This is a genomic window from Pedobacter insulae, assembly GCF_900113525.1.
Taxonomy (GTDB): domain Bacteria; phylum Bacteroidota; class Bacteroidia; order Sphingobacteriales; family Sphingobacteriaceae; genus Pedobacter; species Pedobacter insulae.
Genome location: NZ_FOPP01000004.1, coordinates 113,832 through 131,428 on the forward strand (window position 1 = coordinate 113,832; position 17,597 = coordinate 131,428).

At 39.2% G+C, this 17,597-nt stretch carries 14 protein-coding genes; 13 read left to right on the forward strand and 1 reads right to left on the reverse strand.

The features are described from left to right. The first annotated feature begins 22 nt into the window (after positions 1–22). From argS to BM207_RS07925, 8 genes are all read left to right on the forward strand, one after another. A complete protein-coding gene (argS, locus tag BM207_RS07890) occupies positions 23–1,792 on the forward strand; it encodes an arginine--tRNA ligase (protein ID WP_090993040.1) in 1,770 nt (589 codons plus the stop codon). 12 nt (positions 1,793–1,804) lie between these two features. Further along, positions 1,805–2,575, forward strand: a complete 771-nt coding sequence (locus BM207_RS07895) for a sulfite exporter TauE/SafE family protein (RefSeq protein WP_090993041.1) — start codon at positions 1,805–1,807, stop codon at positions 2,573–2,575. Positions 2,576–2,771: 196 nt separating this feature from the next. Then, positions 2,772–3,872 (forward strand): hypothetical protein, encoded by a 1,101-nt coding sequence (locus BM207_RS07900; protein ID WP_090993042.1) that lies wholly within the window; start codon positions 2,772–2,774, stop codon positions 3,870–3,872. An 83-nt stretch (positions 3,873–3,955) separates the two neighbouring features. Then, on the forward strand, positions 3,956–4,606 hold the full coding sequence (locus tag BM207_RS07905) for a head GIN domain-containing protein (protein ID WP_090993043.1): 651 nt from the start codon (positions 3,956–3,958) through the stop codon (positions 4,604–4,606). Between the two features lie 4 nt (positions 4,607–4,610). Further along, positions 4,611–6,086, forward strand: a complete 1,476-nt coding sequence (locus BM207_RS19090) for a DUF4833 domain-containing protein (protein WP_177217082.1) — start codon at positions 4,611–4,613, stop codon at positions 6,084–6,086. A 233-nt stretch (positions 6,087–6,319) separates the two neighbouring features. Next, positions 6,320–6,898: an RNA polymerase sigma-70 factor gene (locus tag BM207_RS07915; RefSeq protein ID WP_090993044.1), complete on the forward strand. Its 579-nt coding sequence runs from the start codon at positions 6,320–6,322 to the stop codon at positions 6,896–6,898. Positions 6,899–6,910: 12 nt separating this feature from the next. Next, complete coding sequence (locus BM207_RS07920; protein ID WP_090993045.1) at positions 6,911–7,864, forward strand: FecR family protein; 954 nt, start codon at positions 6,911–6,913, stop codon at positions 7,862–7,864. A 4-nt stretch (positions 7,865–7,868) separates the two neighbouring features. After that, a complete protein-coding gene (locus BM207_RS07925) occupies positions 7,869–9,551 on the forward strand; it encodes an STN and carboxypeptidase regulatory-like domain-containing protein (RefSeq protein ID WP_090993046.1) in 1,683 nt (560 codons plus the stop codon). Positions 9,552–9,573: 22 nt separating this feature from the next. On the opposite strand, the gene BM207_RS07930 is transcribed toward BM207_RS07925, so the two are convergent. Next, on the reverse strand, positions 9,574–11,784 hold the full coding sequence (locus BM207_RS07930; RefSeq protein ID WP_218155032.1) for a glycoside hydrolase family 95 protein: 2,211 nt from the start codon (positions 11,782–11,784) through the stop codon (positions 9,574–9,576). A 145-nt stretch (positions 11,785–11,929) separates the two neighbouring features. On the opposite strand from BM207_RS07930, the gene BM207_RS07935 reads away from it, so the two are divergent. From BM207_RS07935 to BM207_RS07955, 5 genes are all read left to right on the forward strand, one after another. Beyond that, positions 11,930–12,367, forward strand: coding sequence for an RrF2 family transcriptional regulator (locus tag BM207_RS07935; protein ID WP_090993047.1), 438 nt, complete (start codon positions 11,930–11,932; stop codon positions 12,365–12,367). Between the two features lie 159 nt (positions 12,368–12,526). Beyond that, positions 12,527–14,611 (forward strand): HEPN domain-containing protein, encoded by a 2,085-nt coding sequence (locus tag BM207_RS07940; protein WP_090993048.1) that lies wholly within the window; start codon positions 12,527–12,529, stop codon positions 14,609–14,611. Positions 14,612–14,613: 2 nt separating this feature from the next. After that, a complete protein-coding gene (gene cobA, locus BM207_RS07945) occupies positions 14,614–15,390 on the forward strand; it encodes a uroporphyrinogen-III C-methyltransferase (RefSeq protein ID WP_090993049.1) in 777 nt (258 codons plus the stop codon). Beyond that, positions 15,374–16,882: a TSUP family transporter gene (locus tag BM207_RS07950; protein WP_090993050.1), complete on the forward strand. Its 1,509-nt coding sequence runs from the start codon at positions 15,374–15,376 to the stop codon at positions 16,880–16,882. The genes cobA and BM207_RS07950 overlap by 17 nt, the downstream gene beginning before the upstream one ends. Positions 16,883–16,885: 3 nt before the next feature. Further along, the gene (locus tag BM207_RS07955) at positions 16,886–17,581 is read left to right on the forward strand and encodes a phosphoadenylyl-sulfate reductase (protein WP_090993051.1); all 696 of its coding nucleotides are present in this window, start codon (positions 16,886–16,888) and stop codon (positions 17,579–17,581) included. Positions 17,582–17,597: the final 16 nt, after the last annotated feature.

Here is a 17,597-nt window from a genome sequence, read left to right on the forward strand (position 1 = left end):
CTTCTTTAGTTATTTTCGCCTCATGAATTTTATCATCACCGAAACACTCAATGCTATTAAACATCTTTATCAGGAAGATGTAGCGGAAAGTGTCATCAATATACAAGAAACAAGAAAGGAATTTGAAGGGCAAATTACCCTTGTAGTATTTCCTATTGTTCGTTTTTCGAAAAAATCACCCGAAGAAACTGCCAATGCTATTGGCGAATATCTGCTTGCCAATGTAGCAGAAATCACAGCTTTTAATGTAGTTAAAGGATTTTTAAACCTAAGTATCGCTGATTCATATTGGTTAAATCTTTTCAACAATGAGCTTTTAAAAGATGATTTCTTAACTGTAAAGCCAAATGGTAAAAAGGTAATGGTAGAGTACTCTTCACCAAATACCAATAAACCCCTGCATTTAGGCCATGTACGAAATAACTTATTAGGTTATTCAGTTGCCGAGTTGCTTAAGGCTGATGGATTTGAGGTGTTTAAAGTGAATTTGGTTAACGATAGAGGTATTCATATCTGCAAATCAATGTTAGCTTGGGAAAAGTGGGGGGATGGCGAAACTCCTGAAAGTTCTGGCTTAAAAGGCGACCATTTAGTTGGGAAATACTATGTGATCTTCGATAAAGAGTATAAAAAAGAAATCGATACACTAAAATTAGACGGTCAGACCGAAGAAGAAGCTAAAAAGAATGCACCGTTAATGAAAGAAGCCCAACAAATGTTGTTGAAATGGGAAGCGGGTGATGAAGGGGTTATTGCGCTCTGGAGAAAGATGAATGGCTGGGTTTACGAAGGTTTTGAGATTAGCTACAAAAACCTGGGTGTTGATTTCGATAAATATTATTACGAAAGCAATACTTACTTATTAGGTAAGGATACCGTTGATGAGGGATTGGCCAAAGGTGTGTTCTTTAAAAAAGAAGATGGCTCTGTTTGGATCGATTTAACAGCCGATGGTTTAGACCAGAAATTGGTGCTAAGAGCTGATGGAACTTCAGTTTATATTACGCAAGATCTCGGTACCGCACAAATGAAATATGATGATTTCCATATGGATCAATCCATTTATGTGGTTGGTAACGAGCAGGACTATCATTTTAAGGTATTGTTTTTAATTCTGGAGAAACTAGGTAAAAGTTGGGCCAAGGGATTATACCATTTATCTTATGGGATGGTTGATTTGCCAAGCGGTAAAATGAAGAGTAGAGAAGGAACTGTGGTAGACGCTGATGATTTGGTGGCTGAAATGGTTGAAACTGCTAAGCAAAAAACTGAAACCCTAGGTAAAATTAATGATTTCTCTGAGGCAGAAAAAGCTGAATTATATACCAATATTGGCTTAGGTGCCCTTAAATATTTTCTATTAAAAGTAGAACCTAAAAAGCGACTGTTATTTGATCCTTCTGAATCGATTGATTTTCAAGGTAACACGGGACCTTTTATCCAATATACCCATGCGAGGATTAAATCTTTGCTGAGTAAGGCGCAATATCAAGCGGCAAAGAGTATGGAGCAAGGCGCTTTAACAGCAACAGAGTTAGACATGATCATGTTGTTGTCGAAATATCCAGCAGAGTTGAGCAACGCGGCTAAATCATATAGTCCAGCATTTTTAGCTAACTATTTATATGAATTGGCTAAGTTGTTCAATAAGTTTTACCATGAGGTACCGCCAATTGTAAAAGAAGAAAATGCTAACGTAAAACAGCATCGTTTAAATATTTGTAGCCTAACAGCTGATGTATTGAAAGCAGGGACGAAGATCTTGGGTATCAATGTGCCCGAAAGGATGTAAGATGTTACGTTAATGACGCCTCTCTTTCAAGAACTAATCCTCCTTTGCCTTGCCGCATTTGCAGCTGGTTTTATCGATGCCATTGTGGGCGGCGGTGGATTGCTTCAAACACCGGCAACCTTGCTTATTTTACCGCATTATCCTGTCGCTACCATTTTTGGTACGGTTAAAATACCATCATTAGCCGGAACTAGTATTGCAGCTTTTAAATACGCAAAGCAAATTAGGCTAAACTATAAAGTTTTAATTGCTTGCGTTATTGCGGCCTTTTGCGCCTCCTTAATGGGTGCTTATTCTGTGAGTAAACTAAACAACGATTTAATTAAGCCAATTATTTTGGTGGTATTAATCCTCGTTGCTGCTTATACCTATTTTAACAAGCAATTTGGTATTCACCAACAAAAGGAGCATTCGCCTGCCAAGCAAGTTTTTTTAGCAGGCCTCTTTGGTTTAATCATTGGGTTTTACGATGGGCTGATTGGTCCGGGCACAGGCTCGTTTTTGATTTTAGTTTTTATTGCCGTACTAGGCTTCGATTTTGTTGGAGCCAGTGCGCATGCAAAAATCGTAAACATGGCTACTAATTTAGCGGCTTTGATTTATTTTACTTCTACTGGGCATGTGTTATTTCAATACGCCATACCTATGGCGATTTTTAACATCATCGGCTCGTATTTTGGGGCTAAGCTTGCCTTACTGAAAGGAAATAAGTTTGTAAGGATTTTCTTTCTGATTGTCATTTTCGGTACGATACTGCGGTTTGCTTACGACGTGTTAAAGTAACGTCATTGCTAGATAATTCGTCATTGCGAGGCACGAAGCAACCTTAAAGCGCTATGCCGGCCCGCCCACAGTGAGATTGCTTCGTGCCTCGCAATGACGAATCCAACGAATAGCCTCCCAAAAAAATAATAATATTTTTTTATCCGACGTAGGGGTAGACCTTCATCTTGTTGTCTCATTTTAAAATTAGACACAAATGAAACTTTTGATACAAAAAATCACTCTTCTAAAAGCAATCTTTTTTGCGTTACTTTTATTAACCAGCCTTAACCTTTTTGCACAAGTTCCTGGCAAAATTCATGTTGGTTTTATTTATCCATTAAGTTCTAACGGAACCCACGCACCTTTAGATACTAACAACTTCTCTATTCACTTAATTGCAGGTGTTTCTGCTGCCGAGCGAGGATTAACTTTTGCCGGCCTAAGTAACTTCGTTCGCCACGATGCTGTGGGAAGTCAATTTGCAGGTTTCTCTAACCATATTGGTGGCAAAGCCGATGGTACCCAGTTTGCGGGGTTTGCCAATACTTATCGTGGTGGAAAAGGGGCAGCCTTTGCAGGCTTTACCAATATTGCAAATGGTAATGTAAAAGGTGCCCAATTCTCGGGTTTCGCTAATATTGCGCATCATATCAAAGGTGCCCAATTTGCTGGATTTATCAATCTTGCCCATAGCATTAAAGGTGCCCAATTTGCAGGTTTTGCAAATATTACCAGTCAAAATGTAAGCGAATCTCAGCTTGCAGGCTTTATCAATATTGCGAAAAAAGTAAAAGGTGCGCAAATTGCAGGCTTTATCAATATCGCCGACTCTTCAGATTACCCTATAGGCATTATCAACATCGTTAAGAATGGCGAAAAAAGCATCGGCGTAACTATAGATGAAACACAAACCACCATGCTCAGCTTCCGGTCAGGCGGAAAAGCTTTATATGGCATTATTGGAGTAGGCTATAACCATCAAAATGAAGACGAAGTGTATGCCGCTGAAGTTGGCTTAGGCGCTCATTTCTTTTCATCAAATGCCTTTAGTTTAAACACCGAGCTTGTTGCCACTACTTTAGAAAGTTTTAAAGCAGGCGAATATTTTAAAACCTCTTTCAGAGTTATGCCGAATGTCAAGCTGTTTAAAACACTAGGTGTTTTCGGCGGACCGTCAATTAACTACGTAACCACCAATACTGATGAAGGGAAGCAACTTTATACTAAAAACTTAAAGACTTGGAACAACAAATGGGGCAATGACTACAATGCACTATATGTTGGTTATACGGCTGGTTTACAGATCCTTTTTTAGGGATTCTTTGATTAGCTATGCAACCATCTAGTTGATTTAACAATCAATTCTCTTTAAATATTTACTTTATAAAACACACACAAATGAAACATTTATTATTATTTATGCTCGGCATTTTGATGTTCAGCTCATGCCAAAAAGATCGGTTAACTGCCAATGGCGATCAAATTACAGATACCAGAACCTTAAACGAATTCACTAGTCTGCATGTTAGCGGGGCTAGCCCAGTTCACGTAACCTATGGCAACGAATACAAAGTTGTTCTAAAAGGATCGAGCAATCTTATTCCATACTTTAAAACCACTTTAGATGGTAAACGTTTAAACTTGAGCTATAAAAATGCCAATGTTAGACAAGATGATATCGAGATTTTTGTTACCATGCCGCTTGTTAAAGGCACTTCGTTAAGCGGAAGCGGCAGCGTTAACATTGATGGTAATTTTCCATCTATTGCAGATTTTGATTTGAGCATTAGTGGTTCTGGAGATATCTCAGTAAACCAAACATTAAATATAGATCGTTTGGATGCGACTATCTCAGGCTCTGGAAAAGCATTCTTCCAAAAGGCAAATGTAAAAGAGGCTGATATCGATATCTCGGGAAGTGGCGACATACATGTACAAGTTGCCGATTATTTAAAGGCTAGAATTAGCGGCAGCGGAGAGGTTTACTATAGAGGAAATCCACAATTAGATACCAAAGTCTCTGGTTCAGGCAAAGTACTTAAGTTTTAAGACCATGTTAGCCATCCCCGAATTATTTGGCGCTGCCGAAATTAATTTAGCCGATGTAAATTTGCTGCAGGCGAAAGCTCCAGACTTAATGCTGTATGCATTACCTGGCGTGTTCTTCTTTACTATTGTTGAGCTCTTAGTATCTCATTTTGGTGAACATAAAACTTATGAAAACAAAGAGACCTTAGGTTCATTACTTATCGGTTTAGGCAATTTAACTGTAAATCTGCTAATGAAGGTAGTGTTGGTTTATGCTGCAATTTGCTTGTACAATCTTTTGCCTTGGCGCATGTTGCTGAATTGGTACACGTTAATTCCTGCCTTCATTCTATATGATTTTTGCAGTTACTGGTCGCACAGAATTTCGCATTACAACCGTTTCTTTTGGGCAACTCATGTTGTGCACCATTCGGCAGAGCATTATAATTTAACCGTGGCATTCAGACAAAGCTGGGTACAGCATTTCAAAGTAATCTTCTTTATACCTGTAGTGTTAGTTGGTTTTCATCCTGTTGTATTTATGGTAGTTAGTCAGTTAAGCACTTTATATCAATTTTGGGTTCATACAGAGGCCATTGGAAAACTGCATCCTTTTATGGAGCGGTATTTTGGTACCCCTTCCAACCACAGAGTTCATCATGGGAGTCAGGAAAAGTATTTAGATAAGAACTTTGGGGCTACCTTTATGATTTGGGATCATCTATTTAATTCATTTCAATACGAGGAAGAGAAGCCGATATACGGGCTAACTAAGCCGGTAACTCATAAAATTAATCCCTTTCTCCTCAATTTTCAAGAGTACATTGATATGTTTAATGATGTTAAAGCAAGCAGGGGTTTAAAGGAAGCCCTATTTTTTATCTTCGCTAGTCCTGGTAAAATTCATCACCGAAAATTAATGCCTTTATCTATGGCGACGTATAGATCCAATGAGTATAAGCATTTTAAAGTAATTGTTATGATAACGGTATTTATTTTGCTGTTAACAAGTTTGGTAAGTGCTCAAAACACTGCAGAAGCACTCCCTACACCTGTGGGGAAAAACCTGCTTTTTTTCTTACAGCGTACACCTGATGCCAACACCATTATTTATGAAATTAACTTTAGGAGAGATGGTACAATTGATCCGCAGAAACCAGTTATTGGTTCCTGGATTAGGTATGAAGAAGAACAGAAGTATAAACCTTTAACTGGAATTGAACAGCGATTTGCTTATGGCGTAAAATGTAGATCTCTTGGTAAGGATGAGTTTGAAATCCGTTTAGCTGCTTATAAAAAAATGCCACTTTATTTATTAAAATCAACAGCAGACAATACTTATAAGATGTATATAAAAAACGGAGACGATAATTTGTTGCTTAAGAGAGTATTCGTAAAAGTAGACGGTGGCTCGTTTTGGTTCCCGAAAGTGCAGTATATTGATTTGATAACAGCACATAGTGAAACAGGCAAAGAGATTATTAAAAGGATAGCGATTTAGGGATTAGAAGTTGTACGTTATAAGTAATACGTTGTATGTTCTACGTCTGGATGCGGAAAAAGGTTCTTGAACAAGATCTCGTCATTGCTAGGTACGAAGCAATCTACCCCTTAAGGTATTTGTGCTTTAGGATTGCGTTGCTTCGTTCTGTGCAACACTTCGTAATGATGGGAAAACATTGACGATTTGGCAAGCAACTCAAAACCAACAACGAAAAATAATATATTTGAACCTTGAAAACAATTAGCGCTTCTTCAGATCATTACCTAGATGATGCAGACTTTGAATCCTTATTCAGACTGCATTATAAGGCGCTGCTTGCTTATGCCACGGTGATTGTAAAGGACGAAGATGATGCTGAAGAAATTGTTCAACAACTTTTTTTAAAGTTTTGGGAAAGAAGAGCGCAACTTAGTGTACAGACCTCGTTAAAAGCATACTTGTATAAATGCGTTTATCACGATAGTTTAAATTACTTGAAACATCAAAAAGTTAAAACAAAATATCAGGATTTTACCCATCATGGTATGGATTCGGCTTATCATACGGCGGCTGATCGGTTAGAGCTTACAGAATTGCAGCAGCAAATTAATTTAGCATTAAACGATTTGCCAGAGCAGTGCAGGACTATCTTTCAAATGAGCAGATTTGAAGAACTAAAATATAGAGAAATAGCTGAGGAGCTGGGTTTATCTACTAAAACTATAGAAAACCAAATGGGGAAGGCTTTGAGGATTATGCGTATAAAATTGGCGGATTTCCTCATTTTATTGCTTTCTTGTTTAATGTATTACAAAGATTTTTTAAAATAGGAGAGATAAGAGATGGAAGATGAATTATTAATTAAATTTTTACTAAGGGAAACTAACGCTGAGGAAAATTCAGCGGTAAATGAATGGCTGCAGTCAACTGCAGAGAACCCTGTTTACTTAGCTTCTTTAGAAAGGATTTGGGCCGAAAGCAGGAACTTATTGAGTAAGCGTGAGGTAGATATCGATGCCGCTTGGCTAAAATTTAAAAATAAAGCCAATACAGTAAAGCCCAATGCGACGATAAGGTTAAAACCAATCAACTCATTGGCGCGCATTGCCGCGGTATTTGTGCTCGCTATAGGTTCATGGGCACTTTACACGATTTTTAAAACCCAAGGTTACACTGATGTGAAAACGAATCTCCAAGTGAGGTCACAACTGCTTCCAGATGGTTCTGAAATTACATTGAATAAATTTTCACATATTGAATATGCAAACAACTTTAAAAATAAAAGGAACATTAAACTGGAAAGTGGGGATGTATTTTTTGAAGTTGCCAAAGATAAGGCTAAACCTTTTATAATTGAAATAGATAAGGTTACTGTAGAGGTGGTTGGAACTTCTTTTAATATCAAGCATTTAAAAGGATTAACTGAAGTAGTAGTTGAAACAGGAATTGTTAAGGTGAGCTTGGGTAACGCTACTGTCTTATTGCATAAAGGAGAGAAATTGGTTTTAGAAAAAGGAGTAAATAAATTAGCCAAACTACCGGTTAACGATGAATTGTATAACTATTATAGAAGTAAATTATTTATCGCCGATCAAACACCTTTACCAATTTTAGTCGCCATTTTAAATGAAGCTTATGGTGGTAATGTAGTCGTAACAGGTGCGGCAAAAGAGTTAACAATAACTACAACTTTACCTTATGAAAAATCATTGGATGAAAATCTGAGAACGATTATTAAAACTTTTGATAATTTAAAACTTAAGCGTAACCAAAACGAAATTATATTGTCTTACTAAGCGAATGAAGCATAAAATTATTCTTTTCCTACTATTGCTTTCTAATTTTGCTTGGGCACAGGGCTATAGAAACAATTTATCTAAATTGGTTACTTTCAACATTAAGCAACAACGTGTTCGAGATGCTTTGCAGCACATCAGTACAGCAGGTAACTTCTATTTTTCTTATAACGGGAAATTAATTAACCAAGATAGTGTAATCGATTTAAATGTACAGCGTATGCCTGTACGAGATGTGCTTGACCGGATGTTTGCTGGCAAGGTTGCCTATAAGGAAAGCGAAGAATATGTAATACTAAGGTATGCAGTAAATCATTTAACCATTGAGCCTGAAAATATTACCACTGCCGAAAATTTATATCTCATCAGTGGTTACATTGTTGATACCAAAACGGGGAAAAAAGTAAAACAAGCCAGTGTTTACGAAAAACGCCTATTGCAAAGTACGCTAACGGATGATGAAGGCTATTTTACCTTGCGGTTTAAAGGAGAACATAAAGAAGTTATATTAACTGCTAGTAAAGAAACCTATAGAGATACTGCTTTGGTTTTTCTTGCTGATATAAAAATTGAGCCGCAAGGATATAATGATCCCGATAAAGAGAGGGGTACTATTTTCTCGAATACCATTGAAGATCTAGGAATTAGTAAATTTCTTTTATCTTCTAAGCAACGAATTCAAAATCTTAACATTCCTAACTTCTTTGCAAATACGCCATTTCAAGCCTCGCTATTGCCTGGTTTAAGTTCGCACGGCATGATGAGTAGCCGGGTGGTCAATAAGGCTTCCCTGAATGTGCTGGGTGGCTATACAGCAGGTGTTGATGGAGTAGAGGTAGCGGGGTTATTTAATTTAACTATAGGTAAAGTAAATTCTTTTCAAGCCGCAGGTTTATTTAATGCGGTAGGTGGTGATGTTCAGGGAACGCAGTTCGCCGGTTTAATTAATTACGATAGACAAAACGTAGGAGGTTTTCAGGCTGCAGGTATTGCAAATTCAGTAAGTGGGAATTTAAATGGAGTGCAAATTGGTGGGATAGGAAACCTTGTGCGTAAAGACGTAAAAGGAGTACAGATTGCGGGTATTGGAAATATGACCACAAGCAAGTTTACGGGTACACAGATTGCCGGAGTGTTTAATTATGCCAAAAAGCATGAAGGACTGCAGATTGGCCTAATTAATTTGGCGGATAGCAGCTCTGGTACGTCAATTGGCTTGCTTAACCTCTCCAAAAATGGGTATAAAAAACTAAGTTTCTTTAGCAATGATTTAGTAAATGCCAATGTTGCGCTTAAAACCGGCAATGCCAAATTGTATACGCTTTTAATTGCTGGTAAAAATTTTTCCGATACAGCAAACATAGAAACCATTGGAATTGGTTTTGGTCATGATTTCTTATTAGGTAATCGGTTAGCAATCGAAACAGAAATGATTACCCAGTATTTGCATTTGGGTAATTGGGATTATGCGAACATATTAATGCGTTTTCAAGCTAATTTAGAAATCAAGCTATTTAAAGGTTTTGCTGTATTCGGCGGACCATCTTATGCTTATTATAACAGTGACGCTCCCACAGGCTCAAGTGCAAAAGGCTATAAACAAAATATTGTTCCAGCAAAACACCACAAGTTTAGTGGAAATAACCAGGGTTGGTGGGGCTGGAATGTCGGGGTGACGTTGTTTTAGAAAACTACCTCCCAGCAGCATTTCATATTCTTGTAGAGATTATCTCCCTCAACTCGTTATTTGCACGAACCTTAACTTTTTGTGATACTACGGAACTGATTTTATAGGAAATTACTTTGCCGTTTTGCCAGGTGCAACTAACTGTGAAACCGCCGCGTGCTTTTAAGCCAGTGAACGATCCCCTTATTCCCCACGCTTTTGGAATTGCGGGTAATAAATGAATTTCACCAGCATGGCTCTGCATCAGCATTTCGGGAACAGCACCTATAATTCCCAAGTTACCATCTATTTGGAAGGGAGGATGGGTAGTTAAAAGATTAGGGGAAGTATTATAGGTGAGTAATCCGCGAATCATTATCGCTGCTTTTTCTCCTTCACCCAATCGAGCCCACAAAGCACCGCGCCACGGCCACGACCAAGAACGGCGACTATCGCCTACCGTTGATGCAACAGTGAAGGGTTTATCCCTGTTTACGCCATAATTCCCGCTTCGGCTGCGCAATGAGATAATAGCAGCGTGGGCCAATGCGGGGGTTTGGCTAAGGGTGATCTGCCTGCCGGGATAAACACCAAATAAATGAGAAGTATGCCTGTGTTGATCATCTGGCCTATCTCGATCGGTTTGCCACTCTTGTAGCTGACCCCAACTTCCAATTTTATTAGGCGCTAAATGCTGTTGCATGTTGGCTACTGTTGCTTGATAATCGACATCAATTCCTAAGACTTTCGCTGCATCCAGGTAGTTTTGAAATAAATCCCATACCAATTGCTGGTCGTGCATTACCCCGTCTTCTCTTGGTCCATGCTCGGGCGACCAGCCCATAGGGACCACCAAGGTCCCGCCGGAAGTTTGCTTTAAACGATCTTCCCAATACTGACAAATTTCTTTCAAAATAGGATATGCTGTTTTTGCTAAGTAAGCTTTATCCATAGTAAAGGCCCAATGCTCAAATACATGCTGAGCATACCATGCACTCGCGGGGATATTCCATTCCCAACCATGCCCGCCGAATATACTTTGACTGGTTCTGGCAGTCCAGCCCCGGGTTCTTTCCCCAAAGGCTTTTCGGGTAGCCATGCGACTTGGTTCTTCAGCAGCAACTATAAAATCTATTAATGGTACATGGCATTCGGTTAGACCTGTAGTTTCCGCACCCCAATAGTTCATCTGGATGTTAATGTTGCTATGATAATCGCTCGCCCAAGCTGGGGTATTGCTGTCGTTCCATAGTCCTTGAAGGTTAGCCGGTAATCCGCCTTTACGTGAAGAGCTTACCAGTAAATAACGCCCATACTGAAATAACGTTTCTTCCAAATCGGGATCTGCAGCACCGGCAATGTATTTTTTTAATCGTATATCGGTAGCTAGTGCCAATATACTGTCGGCACTCGTGCCAATGTTGATGGTTGCAGCTTTAGTAAGTCTAGTAATATCAGCAATATGACGCTTTATCAATTTTTGATAGCTTAATTTTTGCGCTGCTGTCTGTTCTTGTTGGATAAGGGGCATTGGATCTGCACCACGCCAATTTAACACATAGTCTGGCTTGTAATTAGTACGGGCATTTACGTAAATCGTTAAGGTATTGCAATTCTCAAATACTAAACTATTCCCTTCTGTGCGAACTGTGCCGCCCCTCTGTAACAAGCGCAGGCTTGCAGCATATTTTAATTGATTGGGTAGGATGCCAGCAAAACTCAGTTCATTATTTTGAGCAGTGCTGATGGCGCCCTGTGCCGATGCTAAAGAGATTTTTCCAGAAAAGGCTGCCTTTTTATTAGCCGTGTATTTAAAAACAAGTACTTGGTCTGGGTGGCTAGCAAAAGCATCTCGTTTTACAGTAATTCCATTAGCAGTAAAGGTAGTGTTATGGATTCCGGTTGTGATGGCTAAAGAACGACTGTAGGAATTAACTTGGCCAATTTTATCAAAGTTGATGGTAATATCTCCAAAATTGCGATACGAGCCGAAACCGTGATCTCCGGTGGTGTATGCGCCATCCCAATTATTATCGCCCGACCAAAGACTCTGTTCATTAAATTGAATATGTTCGGTATTGATATCACCAAATAGCATGGCCCCTAATCTACCATTTCCTATCGGCAGCGCTTCGGTTTCCCACTTTTTCGCGGGTTGATTGTACCATAGCTTGGGCTTGGTTCCGTCATTGGCGTTAACCGCTAAAGCGGACATAAGCAATACCGTAGCATAAAAGAAATTGACTGATTTCATTTGCGTTTTAATTGGTTCATTGGGGTTTAAGTTGGGAAAGATAAATAATTTTGTGCAGGCACGGAAGCGGATGCTTATATGAGCGGTATTTTTGCACATTTAGCTTAATTAAAATAAACTGGCAAATTTTATTAACTTTGTACTAATGCTATCAAAAAAGACAAAATACGCCATTAAAGCACTCGTAATGCTTGGTAAAAATATGGATCAGCCGCCTATGCAAATAGCCCGCATAGCTGAAGATGAACGTATTCCTAAGAAATTTCTTGAGCAGATTTTATTGGACCTTCGTAACGCTGGCTACTTATATAGCAAAAAAGGAGCAGGAGGGGGCTATAGCCTTAACAAAGACCCCAAGGATATTTTTTTAGTTGATATCCTTCGTATTACCGATGGACCGATAGCGATGGTGCCATGTGCCAGCATTAAATTTTATCACAAGTGCGAAGAATGCCATGATGAAGTTACCTGCGGAATTCGTAAAGCGTTTATCGAAGTGCGTGATGCTTCCTTAAAAGTGCTTGGTGAAACCAGTGTTGCTGACATTATCAATAAAGAGAAAACCCCAATTTCAGTAGTGTAGAAGCAGTATTTTAAAAAAGTTATAACTTTTCTCCTTTAATAGACTACTAAATCTATATACTTTATATATATTTGTCCAATTATTATTTGGTTTGTCGCTTTATCCGGGCTAGAAAACAAATGATATTTGGTAGTGTACCCTAACAAATCTTAATTAAGTATGAATAGTTTTAGAACAGAATTAGAAAACCCAATCGTCCAACAAGATATTATCGATCTAGAAAGAAAGATCAACGATTTTCGTTCTGGTAAAATTCATGACGAGAAGTTTAGAAGCTTGCGTTTAGCGAGAGGCATATACGGTCAGCGCCAACCAGGCGTACAAATGATCCGTATTAAATTACCTTTTGGTAAAGTAACCTTTAAACAATTACTACGTATTGCTGATATCGCCGATGAGTATGCAAGTGGTAATTTGCACCTCACAACACGTCAAGATATTCAAATTCACTATGTGAGCTTAGATCGCACACCCGAGCTTTGGCAAAAGCTAGAACAAGACGAGGTGACCATCAGAGAGGCTTGTGGTAATACCGTTCGAAATGTGACTTCATCGCCTAATGCCGGAATAGATCCTGATGAACCATTTGATGTATCGCCCTATGCACAAGCAGTTTTTGCTTACTTCCTGCGCAATCCAATTTGCCAAGAAATGGGGCGTAAGATCAAAATCTCGTTTTCTTCTAGTGATAAAGATACTGCCTTTAGTTATATCCACGATTTAGGATTTATTCCCAAAATTAACGAAAAAGGGGAGCGGGGGTTTAAGGTGTTGTTTGCTGGTGGACTAGGAGCACAGCCCTTTTTAGCAAGTGCTATTAATGAGTTTTTGCCGGAAGATGAATTAATCCCTTTTACTGAGTCGGTATTAAGGGTGTTTGATCGCTACGGCGAACGTACCAATAGAAATAAAGCGCGCCTCAAATATCTGGTACAGAAGTTAGGTCTGGCCGAGGTGTTAAGACTGGTTGCAGAAGAAAGAATTGCGAATAAAGTCAAAACCTTCCCAATAGATATAAACAGTGTTCCGCTTCCATATTTTCCATTTACACAAGATTATCCGCCCGTAACAATTGCCAATGAAAATCATTATCAGCATTGGCTAGCCACCAATGTGGTGCCGCAAAAGCAAAATGGATTTTACGCAGTATATGTAAAAATTAAAGTTGGCGACATCAAAACAGACCAGGCAAGAGCATTTGTACGTGCTATCACGCCTTATGTGGCCGACGAAATTAGGGTAACGCAAAACCAAGGCCTATTGCTTAAATATGTGTCTAAAAATGCATTACAACCACTTTATAAAGCTTTGCTAGATATAGACTTAGCACACGCAGGTTTCGATAGTCTGGCAGATATTACTACGTGCCCAGGTACCGATACTTGTAATTTAGGGATCTCTAACAGTATGACCTTAGCCGAAGTATTGGAAGAAGTGATTTATGAAGATTTCCCAGAATTCATTTACGAGAAGAACATTAAGATCAAGATCAGTGGATGTATGAATTCTTGCGGACAACATGGTTTGGCAGAAATTGGCTTTCATGGTAGCTCTGTTAAAGCAAATGGCAAAGTGGTACCCGCGGTGCAAGTGATGCTGGGCGGTGGAACAGTAGGTGATGGCGGAGGCCGTGTGGCAGAAAGGGTAATTAAAGTGCCTTCTAAAAGAGCACCGCAAGTATTGCATCTCATTTTAAATGATTTTAAAGCGAATAGCCCTGCAGAAGAGAATTTTCATAGCTATTACGACCGACAAGGGAAAGATTATTTCTATCAACTGTTAAAGCCGATAGCAGATCTCACATCCTTACAAAGCAATGAATTTGTAGACTGGGGACATGAGGAAACTTTCGAAACTGCCATAGGTGTGGGCGAATGTGCCGGGGTGGTGATAGATTTAGTGGCAACTTTACTACTTGAAGCCGAAGAAAAGTTTGGATGGGCTAAACAAGCGCTTGAACGACAGGCGTATGCAGATTCGATTTACCATAGCTACAGTACATTTATCAGCGCAGCCAAATCACTATTGCTCGATAAAGGCATTAACAGCAGCACGCAAGTTGGCGTGATTAGAGAGTTTGACAATCACTTTGTCGAAAGTGGAGAAATAAATTTAACAACACCTTTCAGCGAGCTAGTTCTTCAAATTAATAAAAATGAGCCAACCCTAGACTTTGCGGCACAGTACTTAAATGAGGCGAAAGGTTTTTTAAAACAGATTAATGAAATACGTGCAATTGCTTAACCATGGAGAGAGATAAACAACACATAGAACCGAAAATAACACTATTAGGAGCTGGTCCTGGTGATCCGGAATTGATTACCCTAAAAGGTGTACTCGCTTTGCAGCGTGCAGATGTGGTACTTTATGACGCGTTAACTGACGAAGCTTTATTGAATTATGCCCCTAAACATGCCATTAAAGTTTATGTAGGGAAGCGCTCCGGCGAGCACTCGTTTGAGCAAGACGCTATCAATAAGCTGATGGTAGACTATGCTTTAAATTACGGACATGTTGTTCGCCTAAAAGGTGGTGACCCTTTTGTTTTTGGCAGGGGGTATGAAGAGTTAGACTTTGCAACATCGTATAATATTGCTGTAACAGTTATTCCAGGTATTTCGAGTGCTATTGGTGTACCGGGTTTGCAGCAAATTCCAGTTACACATCGCGGTATGAGTGAGAGCTTTTGGGTAATTACGGGAACAACTTCATCAGGTGCTGTATCGGAAGATATTTACCAAGCCGCCAATTCTAACGCAACCGTTATCATCCTAATGGGCTTAAAAAAGTTGCCGCAGATTGTCGACATTTTTAGTGTCGCGGGTAAAAACAATTTGCCAGTAGCCGTAGTGCAAAATGGCTCATCAGCTGAGGAGAAATTAGTAATTGGTAAAGTGGATAGTATTTTAAGCAAGGTAGCTGACGCAAAAATAGCGGCTCCAGCCTTGTTGATTTTTGGCGAAGTGGTTTCTCTTCATCCATCGTTTACTAAATTAATTAAACCATATGTTAATATCGCCTAGGCCGAAAGAAGAGGTACAGTTTCCCGAGTCAGAAATGGGAAATCAGCTGTTTCCGGTTTTTATTAAACTGAACCAGTTGCGTACTTTGGTAATTGGTGGTGGCCCCGTTGCGCTTGAAAAATTAACCGCTATCTTAAAAAATAGCGAACAAGCAAATATCACACTTGTTGCTAGCGCTATTATACCAGCAATTAGCAACTTTAAACAAACCTATCCTAAACTTAAAATCGCAGAGAAGAGGTATGAATCCAGTGACTTAAATGAGGTCGATATCGTATTTGTAGCAACGAATAACCATATACTGAACGAAGAAATTAAGGTAGATGCCCATCAACGAGGACTTCTGATCAATGTTGCCGATAAACCCGAGCTATGCGATTTCTATTTAGGCTCTGTTGTGAAAAAAGGCGATCTCAAAATTGCTATTTCCACCAATGGGAAATCGCCAACGATTGCAAAAAGATTAAAACACTTACTTACCGAAAGTTTGCCAGAGGAGTTGGATGCCACTTTGCAGCAAATGAGTTCTTTAAGGCAACAATTAACGGGCGATTTTGCTGCTAAAGTAAAGCAGTTAAACAAGGTTACTGAACGACTTATTAGTCCTAAAAAAAGCTTTTTGGAAACAAATATTAAATGGCTGATTTGGCTAGTAATCCTGTCTTTTATTGGAGTAGTAGGATTTACTTTATGGAATACAGAGCCTGAATTTCAAACGTTTCTGATTAACATGGACCCATTGTTTTATTGGTTTTTGGGCGCTGGATTTACATTCGCTATGATTGATGGTGCCATTGGTATGTCGTATGGAGTTACCACAGTCTCTTTTTCTTTAGCAATGGGTCTCCCTCCCGCATCTGCTAGTATGGCTATTCATATCTCCGAAGTATTGAGTAATGGCATAGCAGGTTGGATGCATTTTAGAATGGGCAATGTGAACTGGAAATTATTTAAGGTCTTAATTATTCCAGCAGTTACAGGGGCGATTATTGGAGCTTATTTACTATCGTCTCTCGAAAATTTTAGTCAATACACTAAACCTGTCGTAGCGATTTATACACTGGTTCTTGGAGGTATTATTTTGATGAAAGCTTTCAGTATAAAAAGAAAGAGAGAAACACAGAAGATTAAAAAAATAGGTGTACTAGGCTTTTTCGGTGGTTTTATTGATGCCGCTTTCGGAGGTGGATGGGGTTCGATCGTGCTGTCAAGTTTAATCGCAGGAGGTCGTCATCCTTTGTTCTCTTTAGGAACGGTAAAGATCAGTCGCTTTTTTATTGCCACGTTAAGTTCACTAACCTTTTTTACCATGTTGGGTGGGAGATACTGGGAAGCAGTTTTAGGTCTGGTTATCGGGAGTGCATTGGCTTCTCCCATTGCTGCAAGGGTTTCCAATAAAATTTCTGCTAAAACGATTATGGTAGCGGTAGGCATTATTGTAATGACTGTTAGTTTAAGAAGCATAATCAATTTCATTTTAAAATTAATATAGGAGATGGAACTGACTCAATTAAAAGAAGAACTCAAAGGTTTGGGTGTTGTACACCAACTACAGCATCTGGCTGAAAAATTTAAGGGAAAAATCGTGTTCTCTACCAGTTTTGGATGGGAAGATCAGGTGGTTACACATTTAATATTTAGCCATCATATTCCCATCAAGGTTTTCACATTGGAAACGGGAAGACTATTTCCGGAAACCTATTATGTATGGAATAGAACTTTAGAAGTTTATCAACAACCGATCCATGCCTATTATCCGCAAACAGAGGCGGTGCAGCAAATGGTAAATGCCAAGGGACCAAACAGTTTTTATGAATCGGTTGAAAATAGAAAGGAGTGTTGTTATATCCGTAAGATAGAGCCTTTAAAACGCGCATTGGCCAATAATGAAATGTGGATTACAGGTATTAGAGCCGAACAAAGTGCCAATAGAGATGATATGGAGAACATAGAATGGGACGAAGGGAACAGGCTGATTAAGTTTCATCCCATCTTCGATTGGAGTTTGCAAGAAGTAAGGGATTATATCAAGAAAAATAACATTGTTTATAACACGCTGCATGATAAAGGCTTCCCGAGTATAGGTTGCGCACCCTGTACAAGGGCAGTACAACCGGGAGAGGATTTTAGAGCGGGTAGGTGGTGGTGGGAAGACCTCTCGAAGAAAGAATGCGGACTACATGCGGGTTGAAAGATCATCGTGGCGA

Coding starts and splice junctions, on each gene's coding strand:
- BM207_RS07905 (WP_090993043.1), top strand. CDS start 3,956: ATGAAACATTTATTATTATTTATGCTCGGCATTTTGATGTTCAGCTCA.
- BM207_RS07895 (WP_090993041.1), top strand. CDS start 1,805: ATGACGCCTCTCTTTCAAGAACTAATCCTCCTTTGCCTTGCCGCATTT.
- BM207_RS07900 (WP_090993042.1), top strand. CDS start 2,772: ATGAAACTTTTGATACAAAAAATCACTCTTCTAAAAGCAATCTTTTTT.
- BM207_RS07935 (WP_090993047.1), top strand. CDS start 11,930: ATGCTATCAAAAAAGACAAAATACGCCATTAAAGCACTCGTAATGCTT.
- BM207_RS07955 (WP_090993051.1), top strand. CDS start 16,886: ATGGAACTGACTCAATTAAAAGAAGAACTCAAAGGTTTGGGTGTTGTA.
- BM207_RS07920 (WP_090993045.1), top strand. CDS start 6,911: ATGGAAGATGAATTATTAATTAAATTTTTACTAAGGGAAACTAACGCT.
- BM207_RS07925 (WP_090993046.1), top strand. CDS start 7,869: ATGAAGCATAAAATTATTCTTTTCCTACTATTGCTTTCTAATTTTGCT.
- cobA (WP_090993049.1), top strand. CDS start 14,614: ATGGAGAGAGATAAACAACACATAGAACCGAAAATAACACTATTAGGA.
- BM207_RS07940 (WP_090993048.1), top strand. CDS start 12,527: ATGAATAGTTTTAGAACAGAATTAGAAAACCCAATCGTCCAACAAGAT.
- BM207_RS07950 (WP_090993050.1), top strand. CDS start 15,374: ATGTTAATATCGCCTAGGCCGAAAGAAGAGGTACAGTTTCCCGAGTCA.
- argS (WP_090993040.1), top strand. CDS start 23: ATGAATTTTATCATCACCGAAACACTCAATGCTATTAAACATCTTTAT.
- BM207_RS19090 (WP_177217082.1), top strand. CDS start 4,611: ATGTTAGCCATCCCCGAATTATTTGGCGCTGCCGAAATTAATTTAGCC.
- BM207_RS07930 (WP_218155032.1), bottom strand. CDS start 11,784: ATGAAATCAGTCAATTTCTTTTATGCTACGGTATTGCTTATGTCCGCT.